Origin of the sequence: Sphingomonas sp. PP-CE-1A-559, assembly GCF_004340965.1 — a bacterium.
In the GTDB taxonomy this organism is placed as follows: domain Bacteria; phylum Pseudomonadota; class Alphaproteobacteria; order Sphingomonadales; family Sphingomonadaceae; genus Sphingomonas.
In genome coordinates, this window is the sequence record NZ_SLYA01000003.1 from 58,171 (window position 1) to 72,864 (window position 14,694).

17 protein-coding genes are annotated in these 14,694 nt (G+C 66.1%); 10 read left to right on the forward strand and 7 right to left on the reverse strand.

Going from position 1 to position 14,694, the window contains the following annotated elements; genetic code table 11:
- Positions 1-4 precede the first annotated feature (4 nt).
- Positions 5-1,315: a serine hydroxymethyltransferase gene (locus C8J42_RS10530; RefSeq protein ID WP_133020047.1), complete on the reverse strand. Its 1,311-nt coding sequence runs from the start codon at positions 1,313-1,315 to the stop codon at positions 5-7.
- Complete coding sequence (gene rpiB, locus C8J42_RS10535; protein WP_133020048.1) at positions 1,312-1,752, reverse strand: ribose 5-phosphate isomerase B; 441 nt, start codon at positions 1,750-1,752, stop codon at positions 1,312-1,314. The genes C8J42_RS10530 and rpiB overlap by 4 nt, the downstream gene beginning before the upstream one ends.
- Positions 1,753-1,898: 146 nt before the next feature.
- Here rpiB and C8J42_RS10540 point away from each other — a divergent pair, with 146 nt between their 5' ends.
- The 5 genes from C8J42_RS10540 (at position 1,899) to C8J42_RS10560 (ending at position 4,677) form a co-directional block, all read left to right on the forward strand.
- Positions 1,899-2,324, forward strand: coding sequence for a hypothetical protein (locus tag C8J42_RS10540; RefSeq protein ID WP_133020049.1), 426 nt, complete (start codon positions 1,899-1,901; stop codon positions 2,322-2,324).
- 10 nt (positions 2,325-2,334) lie between these two features.
- Positions 2,335-2,904 carry a sigma-70 family RNA polymerase sigma factor gene (locus tag C8J42_RS10545; RefSeq protein ID WP_133020050.1) on the forward strand — a complete coding sequence of 190 codons (570 nt, stop codon included), beginning with the start codon at positions 2,335-2,337 and terminating at the stop codon, positions 2,902-2,904.
- Entirely contained in the window at positions 2,897-3,607 is a 711-nt protein-coding gene (locus C8J42_RS10550) for an anti-sigma factor (protein ID WP_133020051.1), read from the forward strand. The genes C8J42_RS10545 and C8J42_RS10550 overlap by 8 nt, the downstream gene beginning before the upstream one ends.
- Complete coding sequence (locus C8J42_RS10555; protein WP_056066297.1) at positions 3,607-4,071, forward strand: DUF3429 domain-containing protein; 465 nt, start codon at positions 3,607-3,609, stop codon at positions 4,069-4,071. Before C8J42_RS10550 ends, C8J42_RS10555 begins: the two co-directional genes overlap by 1 nt.
- A gap of 123 nt (positions 4,072-4,194) precedes the next feature.
- Positions 4,195-4,677 (forward strand): Uma2 family endonuclease, encoded by a 483-nt coding sequence (locus tag C8J42_RS10560; RefSeq protein ID WP_165895474.1) that lies wholly within the window; start codon positions 4,195-4,197, stop codon positions 4,675-4,677.
- Positions 4,678-4,709: 32 nt separating this feature from the next.
- Here the strand turns inward: C8J42_RS10560 and hemA are convergent, their stop codons facing one another.
- Both hemA and murI read right to left on the reverse strand, forming a co-directional pair.
- The gene (gene hemA / locus C8J42_RS10565; protein ID WP_056066301.1) at positions 4,710-5,972 is read right to left on the reverse strand and encodes a 5-aminolevulinate synthase; all 1,263 of its coding nucleotides are present in this window, start codon (positions 5,970-5,972) and stop codon (positions 4,710-4,712) included.
- Between the two features lie 136 nt (positions 5,973-6,108).
- Complete coding sequence (murI, locus tag C8J42_RS10570) at positions 6,109-6,897, reverse strand: glutamate racemase (RefSeq protein ID WP_056066304.1); 789 nt, start codon at positions 6,895-6,897, stop codon at positions 6,109-6,111.
- Between the two features lie 226 nt (positions 6,898-7,123).
- On the opposite strand from murI, the gene plsY reads away from it, so the two are divergent.
- Together plsY and dprA are read left to right on the forward strand one after the other, a co-directional pair.
- Entirely contained in the window at positions 7,124-7,741 is a 618-nt protein-coding gene (gene plsY / locus C8J42_RS10575) for a glycerol-3-phosphate 1-O-acyltransferase PlsY (RefSeq protein ID WP_056066307.1), read from the forward strand.
- Entirely contained in the window at positions 7,734-8,825 is a 1,092-nt protein-coding gene (gene dprA, locus C8J42_RS10580) for a DNA-processing protein DprA (protein WP_133020053.1), read from the forward strand. The genes plsY and dprA overlap by 8 nt, the downstream gene beginning before the upstream one ends.
- An 11-nt stretch (positions 8,826-8,836) precedes the next feature.
- Here dprA and C8J42_RS10585 read toward each other — a convergent pair whose 3' ends face one another.
- Entirely contained in the window at positions 8,837-9,073 is a 237-nt protein-coding gene (locus C8J42_RS10585) for a hypothetical protein (protein ID WP_120301523.1), read from the reverse strand.
- A 462-nt stretch (positions 9,074-9,535) separates the two neighbouring features.
- Here C8J42_RS10585 and topA point away from each other — a divergent pair, with 462 nt between their 5' ends.
- On the forward strand, positions 9,536-12,139 hold the full coding sequence (gene topA / locus C8J42_RS10590) for a type I DNA topoisomerase (RefSeq protein ID WP_133020054.1): 2,604 nt from the start codon (positions 9,536-9,538) through the stop codon (positions 12,137-12,139).
- 116 nt (positions 12,140-12,255) lie between these two features.
- Here the strand turns inward: topA and C8J42_RS10595 are convergent, their stop codons facing one another.
- Positions 12,256-12,552, reverse strand: a complete 297-nt coding sequence (locus C8J42_RS10595) for a sel1 repeat family protein (RefSeq protein WP_056053341.1) — start codon at positions 12,550-12,552, stop codon at positions 12,256-12,258.
- Between the two features lie 78 nt (positions 12,553-12,630).
- Positions 12,631-13,482 carry a pantoate--beta-alanine ligase gene (gene panC, locus C8J42_RS10600; RefSeq protein ID WP_132833652.1) on the reverse strand — a complete coding sequence of 284 codons (852 nt, stop codon included), beginning with the start codon at positions 13,480-13,482 and terminating at the stop codon, positions 12,631-12,633.
- 75 nt (positions 13,483-13,557) lie between these two features.
- Between panC and C8J42_RS10605 the strand changes: the two genes are divergently transcribed.
- Both C8J42_RS10605 and C8J42_RS10610 read left to right on the forward strand, forming a co-directional pair.
- Positions 13,558-14,397 carry a division plane positioning ATPase MipZ gene (locus tag C8J42_RS10605; protein WP_133020055.1) on the forward strand — a complete coding sequence of 280 codons (840 nt, stop codon included), beginning with the start codon at positions 13,558-13,560 and terminating at the stop codon, positions 14,395-14,397.
- Positions 14,394-14,648 carry a DnaJ domain-containing protein gene (locus C8J42_RS10610; RefSeq protein WP_133020056.1) on the forward strand — a complete coding sequence of 85 codons (255 nt, stop codon included), beginning with the start codon at positions 14,394-14,396 and terminating at the stop codon, positions 14,646-14,648. Before C8J42_RS10605 ends, C8J42_RS10610 begins: the two co-directional genes overlap by 4 nt.
- Positions 14,649-14,694: the final 46 nt, after the last annotated feature.

Consider the following 14,694-nt stretch of genomic DNA (forward strand, 5'->3'; position numbering starts at 1 on the left):
CTGTTTATCCTTGATAGATCGGGAAGCGTGCACACAGGGCCCGCACACGCGTCCGAACGTCCGCCTCGACTTCCGGGTCCCCATGCTCGCCCTTTTTCGCGAGGCCGTCCAGCACGTCGGCGACCATGTTGCCGATCTCGCGGAACTCCGCCGGGCCGAACCCACGCGTCGTACCCGCGGGCGAACCGACACGGATGCCGCTGGTCTTCACCGGAGGCAGCGGATCGTTGGGGATGCCGTTCTTGTTGCAGGTGATCCCTGCGCGCTCCAGCGCCTCGTCCGCATCGCGACCCGTGATGCCCAGCGGGGTGAGGTCGATCAGCGCGAGATGCGTGTCGGTGCCGCCCGAGACGACGTCCGAGCCGCGCTCCTTGAGCGTTGCCGCCAGCACCTTGGCGTTCTCGACGACCGCCGCGATGTAGCTCTTGAAGTCGGGCTGGAGCGCCTCGCTGAACGCGACCGCCTTCGCTGCGATCACGTGCATCAGCGGCCCACCCTGGAGCCCGGGGAACACCGCCGAGTTGATCTTCTTCGCGATCGCCTCGTCATTGGTCATGATCATGCCACCGCGCGGGCCCCGTAGCGTCTTGTGCGTGGTGGTCGTCACGACGTGCGCGTGGCCGAACGGCGTCGGGTGCAGGCCCGCTGCGACGATGCCGGCGAAATGCGCCATGTCGACCATGAAATACGCGCCGACCTTGTCCGCGATCGCGCGGAACTTGGCGAAGTCGATGACGCGTGGGTAGGCCGAGCCGCCCGCGATGATCAGTTTCGGCTGATGCTCGACCGCCAGCGCCTCGACCTGATCATAGTCGATCAGGTGTGTGGTCGCATCGACGCCGTACTGAATGGCGTTGAACCACTTGCCCGACATCGCCGGCTTTGCGCCATGCGTGAGGTGGCCGCCCGCATCGAGGCTCATGCCGAGGATCGTGTCGCCCGGCTTGACCAGCGCCAGCATCACCGCGCCGTTCGCCTGCGCGCCCGAATGCGGCTGCACATTGACGAACCCGCAGCCGAAGATCTGCTTGGCGCGCTCTATCGCCAGCGTCTCGACCGTGTCAGACGGCGCACAGCCCTGGTAATAGCGCTTGCCCGGGTAGCCCTCGGCGTATTTGTTCGTGAACACCGAGCCCTGCGCCTCAAGCACAGCCTTCGAGACGATGTTCTCGCTCGCGATCAGTTCGATCTGCGTCTGCTCGCGTTCCAGTTCGGCAGCAACACCAGCGAATACGGCAGCGTCCGCATCGGCGAGAGTGCGCGTGAAAAAGCCGTCGGGCTGGACGTCGTGGAGTTCGCGGGGCTGAGTGCTCATGCGGGGACCTTTGTGGAAAGTTTGTCGACACGGAGTTGATGACGGCCGCCGGCGAAATCGGCGGACAGGAAAGCTTCGACGCACGCCTTTGCCATTTCCTCGCCGATCAGGCGGGCGCCCATCGCGATGGCGTTGGCGTCGTTGTGCATGCGCGCAAGGCTAGCCGACAGCGGTTCGGACACGAGCGCACAGCGGCAGGCGGGATTGCGGTTGGCGGCAATCGAAATGCCGATCCCGGAGCCGCACAGCGCGATACCGCGATCTGCGCTGCCATCGGCGATCGCCGACGCGAGCTTGAACCCGTAATCGGGATAATCGACGCTGGCAGTGCCTTCGGGACCAAGGTCGAGCACGTCATGGCCCGCCTCGCGCAGCCACGTGGCGAGCACCGCTTTCAACGAAACGGCGGCGTGATCGGACGCGATGGCGATGCGCACCTGGCGTATTCCTGTGACGGGAGATCGGGTGCCCAGCCCCCTACCCCCCCGAGCCGGAATTTGCCACACCTGTTCGCGGGCGCTTTCGTCAGGATGGCGCGTTAAGGTCGGGAATTACGTCGAACGAGACCGTGAAGGAGACATTCATGAAGGCCCTCACCCTGCTTGCCGCCGCCGCGCTGACCGCGTGTTCCGGCCCGGCCCCCGATACCAGCAGCGACGGCAACATGACGTCCGCCGGATCGGTCGAACGCAAGGTTGCCGCTCCCAAGCCTAAACCGGCGCCCGACTACACCGGTCGCTGGATGGGCGTCGAAGGCATGGTCCTCGACGTCGCCCCGACCGCCACCGCCGGCCACTACGCACTGACCATGCAGTGGGACCTCGACAACAAGGGCAAGTTCGACGGCATCGCGACCGGCGACACCATAGCGTTCGATCGTGGTGGCGTCCGCGAAACGCTGCGCCCGACCAACGGCGACGCGACCGGGCTCAAATACCTCGCCGGCAAAACCGACTGCCTCACCGTAAAGCCCGGCGAAGGCTATTGCCGCGACGGACTTAGCCGCTAGGTTCCCGCCCGTGACTATCGCCCATGCCAACGCCGACGCCGCCCGCGCGCACCTCTCAGAAGTGCTCCTGCGCACCGGGCAAGAGGACCGCGAAGCGTTTCGCGAACTCTATACGCTGACCAGCGCGAAGCTTTTCGGGATCACCCACCGTATCTGTGGCAACGCCCAAGCCGCGGAGGATGTGCTGCACGAGGTCTATCTCACGATCTGGAAACGCGCCGGTGCCTGGGAACCCGGCCGCGCGAGCCCGATAACCTGGTTGGCGACGATCGCGCGCAACCGCGCCATCGACTGGCAGCGCGCACAGGGCGTCCGCCGCACAAGCCCGCTCGACGATGCGCCCGACGTCGCCGATCCCGGCGAGGGTGCCGAGGCGGGGATGCTGGCGAGCGAATCCTCGCGCGAACTGATCGAGTGCCTCGACGGTCTCGAGCCGCAGCAGCGCGACGCGATCCGGACCGCATTCTTCGAGGGCATTACCTACGCCGAACTCGCGATCAAGCGCACGGTGCCGCTGGGGACTATGAAGAGCTGGGTCCGCCGCGGACTCGCCCGCCTGAAGGATTGCCTCGATGGTTGATCCGACCACCGATACCGGGGTGCCTGAGGACGTTGCCGCCGCCGAACTCGCACTCGGCCTGCTCGAAGGCGAAGAGCGCGGGGCAGCCCTGCGCCGCGTGCTCGCCGAGCCCGGTTTCGCCGCGCAGGTCGAATGGTGGCGATCGCGCTTGGCCGTCCTGTTCGACCTTTGGCCCGAACACGCCGCGCCGCCGCATCTTGCCGCCCGGATCGAAGCCAGCCTCGACGGAACGCCAGCCCCCGCGCAAACGAGCCGCTTCGCATGGCCCGCGCTCGCCGCCGTCACCAGCGCGATCGCCGCTTCGCTGTTGCTGTTCGTCATGATCCGCCCGGAGCCGACCGTGCCCGTCTCGCAACCGATCCCCGTCGCGCGGCCGACCAGCGTACTCGTCGCGATGCTCGGCGATACGAAATCGCCGGTTGCAGCAGTGTACGATCCCGCAAACGGCGCGCTCCGCGTCGCGGCCGGCCCCGGCGTTCCGGACGCCCGCGTCGCGCAGCTCTGGGTGATCGGCGGAGACGGCGTGCCGCATTCGCTTGGCCTGCTCTCCGGCCGTCCGACCTCGCTCGCACTCAAGGGCGTCGACCGCGGTCGCATAACCCCCGGCGCGACGCTGGCGATCTCGGTCGAGCCGCTCGGCGGCTCGCCGACCGGCCTGCCGACCGGCCCGGTCGTCGCCACCGGCGTGGTCGCGCGCGTCTGATGACCAAGCGACCCGCCGCGACTGGCGGCATTCCGCCAATCGCGCGCCTGCTCGGGCTGAGCGGACTCCTACCGCAACTCGCGGCGGTCGCGCTGCTGCTGAGCGGCGATCCGCAAAGCCGGTTCTCCGCGCTGGCGATCGCTTACGCCTATGCCGCGATCATCCTGAGCTTCCTCGGAGGCCTCTGGTGGGGTCTCGCCGCGCGCACCGACTCGCCACCGCGCTGGCTCTGGTTCGCGAGCGTCGCGCCGTCGCTCATCGCCTTGGCCACCGCCTGGCCCTGGATGGTCGGCCTGCGCTGGCCCGGTCCCTCGCTGGTCGTGCTCGGCATCAGCCTGATCGCCGCGCTGCTCGTCGACCGTGCGCTCGTCAAAGCCGGCATCGCGCCGCCCGGCTGGATGAAATTGCGCATGCCCTTGTCGCTCGGCCTGGGCGTTCTGACGATGCTGGCCGCGGCGCTTTAATCCCGCTCGCGAGTCGTATGGGCAGCTGGTTCGTGGTACGAATTGGGCATGAACTCATCGGCCAGAAGTCTCTGTCCCGACCGACAAGCCAAGGCGCGTTTTACGACCGCCGAGTTCTTGCGCATGGGTGAGTCCGGCGCATTCGACGGCATGAAGATCGAACTGGTCGGTGGGAAACTCGAACGGATGGACTTGCCGCTGGCGGGGCACGCCGCGCGACAAGCCAAGATCGGCATCCGTCTTTCGCGGTTGCTACCGGAGACGCGGATAACGGGTGGGGTTGGCATCGATCTCGACGACGCCACCGTAATAGGCTGCGACGTGGCCGTGTTGCGCGAACCCGTGGAAGGCAATCGCCTGCTCATCGCCGACGACCTTCTGCTCGTGATCGAGGTCGCAGAAACGTCGGTAGCTCGCGACACCACGATGAAGCGCTTCGCCTACGCGCGCGGCCGCATTCCGCACTACTGGGTAGTCGATGGCATTCGGCGCGTTGTCCATGTCTACGCCAACCCTTTGGAAGGCGATTACACGCGGTTCCATTCGGTAGGTTTCGGCGAAACGCTAGACGTGCCCGGTACTGATGGCCCGATCACGATCGACTAACCAGTGCCGCCCCGCAATGAGCGGGGCCAGCCTCAAGCCGCCTTGCGCAGGTCCAGCCGGCTCCAGATTTCCACCAGCGCATCGGTCAGCTCACGCATCATCGCCTCGGTATGCGCAGGTCCCGGCGTGAATCGCAGGCGCTCGGTACCGCGCGGCACTGTCGGATAGTTGATCGGCTGCACGTACACGCCGTATTCGGCGAGCAGCACGTCGCTGATCTTCTTCGCCTTGACCGGATCGCCGACCATCAGCGGCACGATATGCGTGTCGCCGATCATCACCGGCAGCCCGGCGTCCTTCAGCATCGCCTTCAGCATCGCCGCCGAAGCCTGCTGCCCCTCGCGCTCCACGCTCGAGCTCTTCAGATGCCGCACGCTCGCGAGCACGCCCGCGACCAGTACCGGCGACAACGACGTCGTAAAAATGAACCCAGGCGCATACGAACGGATCACGTCGACGATCGTGCGATCGGCAGCGATATAGCCCCCCATCACGCCAAACGCCTTGCCCAGCGTCCCCTCAAGGATCGTGATCCGGTGCGCGACCTCGTCCCGCTCCGAAATGCCGCCGCCGCGCGCGCCATACATCCCGACCGCGTGGACTTCGTCGCAATAGGTCAGCGCGTTGTAACGGTCGGCAAGGTCGCACACCGCCGAGATCGGCGCGATATCGCCCTCCATCGAATACACGCTCTCGAACGCGATCAGCTTCGGCGCCGCCGGATCTTCGGCCGCGAGCAGCTCTTCGAGATGCGCGAGGTCGTTGTGGCGGAATACCCGCTTCTCGCAGCCCGAATTGCGTATGCCCGCGATCATCGACGCGTGGTTCAGTTCGTCGGAAAAGATGATGCAGCCCGGCAGCACCTTCGCCAACGTTGCCAGCGTAGCCTCGTTCGAAACGTAGCCACTCGTGAACAGCAAAGCCGCTTCCTTGCCGTGCAGGTCGGCGAGTTCGCCTTCCAGATCGACATGGTAATGCGTGTTGCCGCCGATGTTGCGCGTGCCGCCCGAGCCCGCGCCGACGTCGTGCAACGCCTCTTCCATCGCCGCGATCACCTTGGGGTGCTGGCCCATCGCGAGATAATCGTTCGAGCACCACACCGTGATCGGCTTCGGACCGTTATGCCCGGCAAAGCAGCGTGCGTTCGGAAACGCGCCCTTGTTGCGGAGGATGTCGATGAACACGCGGTAGCGCCCTTCGGCATGCAATCGGTCGATCGCCTGCGTGAAAACGCGCGAATAATCGACTCGCGGACCCTTGATCGAATCCGTTGCCGGAATGCCGTCGCTAATCATGGCCTTGGGCACTACGCCTCGCTTTCACTCGTTTCCAGCGCAATACCGCTCTTACGGTGATCGCTTTCCTCATCCTGGCTGCACATTGCCACGATGCGGCCGCGACGCAAGGTGGCACATTGTCCCAGGTCAGCGCTTAAAGCTGCTCGATCCTGCCAAACCCGCGCGCCGCCAACGCCGGTCCGAGCGCGCGCTCCTCGTCGCCCAACCGGGTGAAGACGGCAACACCCTCCCCAGCTCCCGACCATGATTCGCCCTGCATGAGATGCACGATCCGCCGCGCGATCCCCGGTCCACCATCGACGAAGCGCACACCCGGAGCAGCGGCTGCAAGCTCCGCCTCCACCAGTGGAAAATGCGTGCAGGCATTGACGATCACGTCGATCGAATGGCCACCGGGTTGCGAAAACAAGCCGTCTAGCACCGCTGCATAACGTTCCGGCGCGACGACTCGGCCGTGCAATTTCGCCTCGGCCATCTCGACCAGAGCCGCCGAGCCGTAACGCAGCACCGTACAATCGCCCGCAAACTTCGCCGCCAGATCATCGACATACGCCTGCCGCACCGTTGCCTCGGTCCCCAGCACGCCGATCGTCCGCGTCTTCGAAAGCAGCGCGGCCGGCTTGATCGCCGGCACCGTCCCCACTACCGGCAGGTCGAGCGCCGCGCGCACCACCGGCAGCGCGATCGTCGAGGCCGTATTGCACGCGATCACGATCAGCCGCGGCCGATACCGCTCCGCCAACCGCCCGAGCAACACCGGCACCCGCGCCGCGATCTCCGCCTCGCTCTTGGTCCCGTAGGGAAACCCGGCCGAGTCGGCGGCGTAGACGAACGGCGCGTCGGGTAGCGCGGCACGCGCCGGCCCAACGATCGACAACCCGCCGACACCGGAATCGAAAAACAGGATGGGGCGCGTGTCCATGCGCGGTCCTTAGGCCGGATCGGCCCGTGCAAACCAGTCCCCGTCGCCCCCGCCCCGCCTCGTCATCCTGACGAAAGTCAGGACCCAGGGTAGCGAGCGTCGTCCTTCGTGGCTCTCGGTCCTGACTTTCGTCAGAATGACGGATGGTTTGGAGATCGATGCCCAACGGCGCCATTTGCCGTCAGCCCCGCGTAGCCTATAAGCCCGTCCAGAACGGGGGACATAGTTGCAGACGGAAATTCTCTGGGTCGCGCCCACGCTATCGCTCGTGCTGAGCTATCTGCTCGGCTCGATCCCGTTCGGCGTCATCCTGACTCGGCTCGGCGGCGCGGGTGATCTGCGGACGATCGGCTCAGGCAATATCGGCGCGACCAACGTCCTGCGCACCGGACGGAAGGGACTCGCCGCCGCCACGCTGCTGCTCGACATGGCCAAGGGTGCGGTCGCCGTGCTGCTGGTGGCGCACCTGTTCCCCGGCAATGCGCTGCTCGCGGCGGCCGGCGCGTTCATCGGTCATTGCTACCCCGTCTGGCTGAAGTTCAAGGGCGGCAAGGGCGTCGCCACGCTCATGGGCATCGTCGTCGCGCTCCACTGGCCGCTCGGGCTGGTCTACGCGGTCGTCTGGCTCGGCCTGCTCGCTGGCCTGCGCATCTCCTCGGTCGCCGGCATGGCCGCAGCCCTCAGCGCGCCATTTGCCGCGGCCCTGTTCGGTCGCTTCGATCTCGTTTTGCTGCTCCTCGCACTCGCGCTGATCGTCTTGTGGAAGCACCGCGAGAACGTCGATCGCCTGTTCTCGGGCACTGAGCCACGCATCGGCCGCTCCAAACGACCACCGGGTGACTGACGCCACCGTCTCAAGACTTCGGCTCATCCGCACGACCGGGATCGGACCGGTCACCTATCGCCAGCTCATCGCCCGCTTCGGCAGCGCCGACGCCGCCATCGAGGCGCTCCCCATGCTCGCCCAACGCGGCGGCGGACGCGTGCCGAAAATAGCAGACGTAGCGCTAGCCGAACGCGAAATGGCCGCCACCGCAAGGCTCGGCGCACGCTACCTCTTCGTCGACGACCCGGACTATCCCCGCTTGCTCGCCGAGATCGAGACGGCACCCCCGGCGCTCATCCTCCGCGGCGACATCGCCCATGCCAGCCGCCCCTGCATCGCGATGGTAGGCGCGCGCAACGCCTCCGCCGCCGCCTGCCGCTTCGCCCGCCAGCTTGCTCTGCAACTCGCCGAAGAAGGCACGACGATCGTCTCCGGCCTAGCCCGCGGCATCGACACCGCCGCGCATATCGGCGCCCTCGGCGCAGGTTCCAGCGGCGCCACGATCGGCGTGATCGCCAGCGGCATCGACATCGCCTACCCGCCCGACAACACCGCGTTGCAAGAGCGAATCGCCACCGAAGGTCTCCTACTCGCCGAACAGCCCCCCGGCACCGATCCCAAGGCGCGCAACTTCCCCTCGCGCAACCGCATCATCGCAGGCCTCGCGATCGGCACCGTGGTGGTCGAAGCCGTCCCCAAATCCGGCTCGCTCATCACCGCGCGCCTTGCCAACGAATCCGGCCGCGAAGTCATGGCTGTCCCCGGCAGCCCGCTCGATCCGCGCGCGCAAGGCTGCAACCTGCTCATCCGCGAAGGCGCCACGCTCGTCCAATCCGCCGCCGATATTCTCGAACAGATCCGCCCGTTCGACCCGCGCTCGGTTCGCTCGCCGATCGATGCCTACGCCGCCTCGCCCCCGGAAGACGCGACCGATACCGAGCGCCGCAGGATCACCGACCTGCTCGGCCCCGTACCGGTGACGATCGACGAACTCATCCGCCAGTCGCACCTGAGCCCGGCGGTCGTCCAAACCGTGCTGCTCGAACTCGAACTCGGCGGCCATCTGGAACGTCATGCGGGCGGTCGAGCCAGCCTGCGCTGATCGTCCTGGTTTCAGGACGCCGCCAAGGCCACGCTACCCTCAGTCTGCGATTTCGCCACCCAGGCCGCAGCCCAATCCTTTGCTTCATGCGTCTTCGCGATAGCCGCCAGCAGCAGGTCCAGTTCGTGCTGATGCGAGGCGATTAGGTTGAGGACATGAGGCTCCGGATCCGACTGGCGAAGGATGACGATGTTTTTGGCAAGGAACGAACACTTCCATTTCGCTATCGCAAGGTCATGTCGGGTCACGCTCTATCCTCCCGGTCCAGTGCGAAACATTGGCTCGCGCCTTCCAGCAACGTTCCATCATGATTACGCCGAACTGCAAGTCCTTGGCGAAACGAGGTATCTGGTTGCGGTAGCCAGGAAGCCGGACGAAAATTGTGCGCGCGACCAGATAAAGCGGTCGGTGAAAGGGATGACTGAGGACCGTCAATTGTAACGATCTCTGCGCCTGATCTGGTCGGGCGCAACGAAAGGGATTGGTCTACTGTCATCATACCGACACGGATATTGTGCCAGCAGCGCCGGCATAATCCGGGAAATACCCCGCCCCCAGGAACCCCTCTCGAAAAGCCCCCCAGAAACCCCTCTCGAAAAGCAGCGCCTGCGTCCTCATCTGCGTACTTCGCTCATACCCACCCCGGGTTGACGGCACCGCCCCTTCGTCCCCACCCTCGTACGCGTACACGTAAGGACCCCGGTTTCCCCATGCAGCTTGTCATCGTCGAATCGCCTGCCAAGGCCAAAACCATCGAGAAGTATCTGGGCAGCGATTACCGCGTCCTGGCCAGCTACGGCCATGTCCGCGACCTGCCGCCCAAGGACGGCTCGGTCGATCCCGACGACGCGTTCGCGATGACGTGGGAGAATTACGCGGACAAGTCGAAGCAGCTGAAGGCGATCACCGATCTCGCCAAGGTCGCCGACCGCCTGATCCTCGCGACCGATCCGGATCGCGAGGGTGAAGCGATCTCGTGGCACGTCCGCGAGGTGCTGCGCGCGCGGAAGGCACTGCCGAAGGAGGTCGAGCGCGTCACCTTCAACGCGATCACCAAGGCGACGGTGACCGAGGCGATGAAGAACCCGCGCGAGTTGGACGACGACCTGATCGACGCCTATCGCGCCCGCCGTGCGCTCGATTATCTCGTCGGCTTCACGCTCTCGCCGGTGCTGTGGCGCAAGCTGCCCGGCGCCAAGTCCGCCGGCCGCGTCCAGTCCGTGTCGCTCCGCCTGATCGTCCAGCGCGAGCGCGAGATCGACATCTTCAAGCCGCAGGAATACTGGTCCGTCACCGCCGAAATGGAGCATGACGGCACCGCGTTCACGTCGCGCCTGACGCAGTTCGAGGGCAACAAGCTCGACCGCCTCTCGATCGGCAACGAAGGCGATGCCCTGCGTGCCAAGCAGGCGGTGCTCGACGGCAATTTCTCGGTCCAGTCGGTCGAGACCAAGCCGGCCGGTCGCAACCCGCCGCCGCCGTTCACCACCTCGACCTTGCAGCAGGAGGCGTCGCGGAAACTCGGCTTCTCGGCCGATCACACGATGCGGATCGCGCAGGGCCTCTACGAGGACGGCACGATCACCTACATGCGTACCGACGGCGTGCAGATGGATTCGAGCGCGATCAGCGCCGCGCGTCTCGCCGTCGCGAACCGCTTCGACGCGAGCTATGTCCCCGATAAGCCCCGCCAATATCAGTCAAAGGCGAAGAACGCGCAGGAAGCGCACGAAGCGATCCGCCCCACGGATTTCGGCAAGGACAAGGCCGGCGGCGGCGATCATGCCCGCCTCTACGACCTGATCTTCAAGCGCGCGCTGGCGAGCCAGATGGCGTCCGCCCGTATGGAGCGCACGACCGTCGAGATGGCCGACGGCACCGGCCGCAACATCCTCCGCGCCACCGGCCAGGTCGTGCTCTTCCCCGGCTACCTCGCGCTGTACGAGGAAGGCTCGGACGATTCCGCCGACGAGGACGCGCGCCGTCTGCCACGGATGCGCGAAGGCGATGCGCCGGCGAAGAAGAAGGTCGACGCCGAGCAGCACTTCACCCAGCCGCCACCGCGCTTCTCCGAAGCCTCGCTGGTCAAGCGGATGGAAGAACTCGGCATCGGCCGCCCGTCCACCTACGCCTCGATCATCAAGACGCTGAAGGACCGCGCCTACGTCCGGATCGAGAAGAACCGCTTCTTCGCCGAGGAGAGCGGGCGCTTGGTGACGGCGTTCCTCGAACGCTTCTTCGAGAAATATGTCGGCTACGACTACACCGCCGAGCTGGAGGAGGAGCTCGACGACGTCTCCGGCGGCCGCGCGCAATGGCAGTCGGTGCTCGACGCGTTCTGGCGCGATTTCAAGCCGCGCACCAACGAGGTGATGGAGCAGCAGCCATCCGCGATCACCGCCGAACTCGACACCTTCCTCGCGCCGTATCTGTTCCCGGCCAAGGCAGACGGCGGCGATCCGCGTCTCTGCCCGAACTGCGGCGAGGGCCAGCTGGCGCTGCGTGGCGGCAAGTTCGGAGCGTTCATCGCCTGCTCGAACTATCCCGAGTGCAAATACACGCGTCGTTTCGCGCAGCCCGGCGGCGACGCCGAGGCGGATGCCGGCCCGTCGACTCTCGGCACGCATCCCGACACGGGTCAGCCGATCGAGCGCAAGTCGGGACGCTTCGGCCCGTATCTGCAGATCGGCGAAGGCGAAGACCGCAAGATGGCGTCGATCCCGAAGGACATTGGGGAGCTGAACCTCGAATGGGCGGTCAAGCTGCTGTCGCTCCCGCGGACGGTCGGCAACCACCCCGAGACCGGTGAACCGATCATCGCGACGATCGGCAAGTTCGGGCCCTATCTGAAGCACGAGGGCAAATACGCCCGTCTCACGACGACGGCGGACGTGTTCGAGACGGGCATGAACGCGGCAGTCGTGAAGCTTGCGGAAGCCGCGGCCGGCGGCGGACGTACCGCGCGCGGCGCTCAGGCACCGCTGAAGATACTCGGCAACCATCCGCGCACCGAGGCCGAGATCAAGCTGATGGAAGGCCGCTACGGCGCGTACGTCACCGACGGCACGACCAACGCGACGCTGCCCAAGTCGATCGAAAAGGACCAGCTGACGCTGGAGGAAGCAGCGTCGCTGATCGACGCACGCGCCGCCGCGGCGCCGGCAACGAAGAAGAAGACAGCGCCCGCCAAGAAGCCGGCGGCGAAGAAGGCGCCGGCCAAGGACGCAGCCGAGGCGAAAGCTCCAGCGAAGAAGGCGGCGGTTAAAAAGGCCCCCGCCAAGAAATCCGCCCCAAAGAAAAAAGCGGAAGCCTAATTCCCCTCCCGCTCGCGGGAGGGGCTAGGGGAGGGAGCGAAATACCCCACGAACGCGACGTTCGCGGTGGTCCCCTCCCCCGCCCCCTCCCGCAAGCGGAAGGGGAGTTTTTTAGCTTACGCCGCCCGCCGCTGCGTCAACTGCATCCAATCCCGCGCCGCACGCTGCGCCACAGAAATTTCCCGCGCAGTCATGTCCTCGGCGATCTCAGCCCGACATTCCTGCGCCGCGATGTTCCCCGACACCGCAGCCAGATTGAACCACTTATGCGCCTCGATCAGGTCAAGGACGACACCCGACGTCCCCGTCGAATACACCATCCCGAGTTCGTAACACGCCCGGTCGTCGCCGCGCGCGGCATCCGCCAGACGGCGTTCGATTCCGATATTCGCGTTCTTGAAACTGCTGCCCATGGTCTTGCCCCCAATGTTCGTGAGGACAGAGTGCCGTGATTCGGGCTACGAAATGGTTAATGGGTTAACGCCCATTTTTTACAACGCGCCTGGCGCATCGATGGCGATGTTATCGATCAGCCGCGTCGCGCCCATCCGTGCCGCCGCCAGCAACCGCCGTGGACGATCCGCCGCCGGGTTCTCCGCCAGCGTCTCGGCGTCCGCCAGCGCGACGTAATCGATCGTGAACCCCGCCCCGACCAACGTCGTCCGCGCATCGTCCAGCACAGACTCGACGTCCTCACCCTTCGCAATCGCCCGCGCCGCCACGCCGAGAGCACGCGGGAGGGCCACCGCCTGCTTGCGCTGCTCGTCGTCGAGATAGATGTTGCGCGACGACATCGCCAAACCGTCGTCGTCGCGCTGCGTCGGCACCCCGACGATATCGATCGCGAAGTCGAGATCGGCGACGAACCGCCGGACAACGGCGAGCTGCTGGTAATCCTTCTCGCCGAAATAGGCCGCATCGGGCCCGACCTGGTTGAACAGCTTCGACACGACCGTAGCGACGCCATCGAAATGGCCAGGCCGCGAGGCGCCGTCGAAGCCGTCGCTGACGCCCGAGACGCGCACCGACGTCGCGAACCCGTCGGGATACATCGTCTCGACAGAGGGCAGCCAAAGCAGGTCGCACCCGGCCTCGTTCAGCATCCGGATATCGGCCATCTCGCGCCGCGGATAGCGGGATAGATCCTCGTTCGGACCGAACTGCGTCGGGTTGACGAAGATCGACGCGACCACCTTGGTCCCCGGCCGCTTCGCCGCCTCGATCAGCGCGACATGGCCGGCGTGGAGCGCGCCCATCGTCGGGACGAGCGCGACGCGCTGGCCGCCCGCACGGAAGGCGGCGACGCTTTCGCGCAACGCATTAAGGTCCCGGACGGTGTCCACGTGAAACTCCTACTCGATAAGTGCGGTCGCGGCTTCTATGAAGGGTGACTGTTACGATCAATAAGGAAACGCGCGTTGGCCACGGGCCCCGAACAGACCCCCGCTTCTACGCACGTCGCCCCGTCGGCCTCGACGCACGTGATCGTGTTCGCCAACGAGAAGGGCGGCACCGGCAAGTCGACGACCGCGGTGCACGTCGCGATCGCGCTCGCCGCGAAGGGTGCGCGCGTCGCGTGTCTCGATCTGGATCACCGCCAGCGCACCGTCGGCCGCTATCTCGACAACCGCGCCGAGACGATGAAGCGCAATGGTTCGGTGCTGCCGATGCCGCTCCACGCGACGCTGTCGGAGCAGAGCGAAGACCAGTTCGAGGACCTCTGGCACTCGCTGTGCCAAGGCTCGGACTTCCTAGTCGTCGACACACCCGGCCGCGACGATCCGTTCGCCCGCACCGCCGCGGCGCTCGCGAACACCTTGGTCACGCCGATGAACGACAGCTTCGTCGACTTCGACCTGATCGGTCAGGTCGATCCAGAAACCTATCAGGTGACGCGCCCAAGCTTCTATTCCGAACTGATCTGGGACGCACGGAAACAGCGCGCGCGCGCCGATGGCACGACGATCGACTGGGTCGTCCTGCGCAACCGCCTCCAGCATATCGAGGCGCGCAACATGCGCCGCGTGTCGGACGCGCTCGCGCAACTCGCCAAGCGCGTCGGCTTCCGGATCATCCCGGGGCTCGGCGAGCGCGTGATCTACCGCGAGATGTTCCCCGCCGGCCTGACGATGATTGATTCGAAGGCGTTCGGCAGCATGGGCCTGGCGCATGTCGCCGCGCGCCAGGAACTGCGCGAGATGATGGCCGCGTTGCAGCTGCCCGACGTGGTCGAGCAGGTTCCGGGCGTCGCTGCGTGAAGTGGATCGTCGCCGCCATCTTCATCTGGCTGGCATGGCATTACCTCCGCCCGAAACCAAAACAGCGCGTGGTCACGGATGAAGCGGAGGCCCGCTCGATCCTCGGCATCGACAGCAACGCGGATGCCGACACGATCCGCAGCGCCCACCGCCGCCTGATCGCCTCGGTCCACCCCGACCGCGGCGGGTCGACCGACCTGACCCGCCGGGTAAACGCCGCACGCGACCTGCTGCTGAAGCGCCCTCGGTAAACCGTTCTCCTGCGGACGCAGGAGTCCAGGGTTACGAACGCTATCG

Excerpts from the sequence above, each read along its gene's own strand:
- C8J42_RS10530 (WP_133020047.1), bottom strand. The coding sequence starts at position 1,315 with ATGAGCACTCAGCCCCGCGAACTCCACGACGTCCAGCCCGACGGCTTT.
- topA (WP_133020054.1), top strand. The coding sequence starts at position 9,536 with ATGCAGCTTGTCATCGTCGAATCGCCTGCCAAGGCCAAAACCATCGAG.
- C8J42_RS10550 (WP_133020051.1), top strand. The coding sequence starts at position 2,897 with ATGGTTGATCCGACCACCGATACCGGGGTGCCTGAGGACGTTGCCGCC.
- C8J42_RS10540 (WP_133020049.1), top strand. The coding sequence starts at position 1,899 with ATGAAGGCCCTCACCCTGCTTGCCGCCGCCGCGCTGACCGCGTGTTCC.
- murI (WP_056066304.1), bottom strand. The coding sequence starts at position 6,897 with ATGGACACGCGCCCCATCCTGTTTTTCGATTCCGGTGTCGGCGGGTTG.
- C8J42_RS10555 (WP_056066297.1), top strand. The coding sequence starts at position 3,607 with ATGACCAAGCGACCCGCCGCGACTGGCGGCATTCCGCCAATCGCGCGC.
- hemA (WP_056066301.1), bottom strand. The coding sequence starts at position 5,972 with ATGATTAGCGACGGCATTCCGGCAACGGATTCGATCAAGGGTCCGCGA.
- C8J42_RS10595 (WP_056053341.1), bottom strand. The coding sequence starts at position 12,552 with ATGGGCAGCAGTTTCAAGAACGCGAATATCGGAATCGAACGCCGTCTG.
- C8J42_RS10560 (WP_165895474.1), top strand. The coding sequence starts at position 4,195 with ATGGGTGAGTCCGGCGCATTCGACGGCATGAAGATCGAACTGGTCGGT.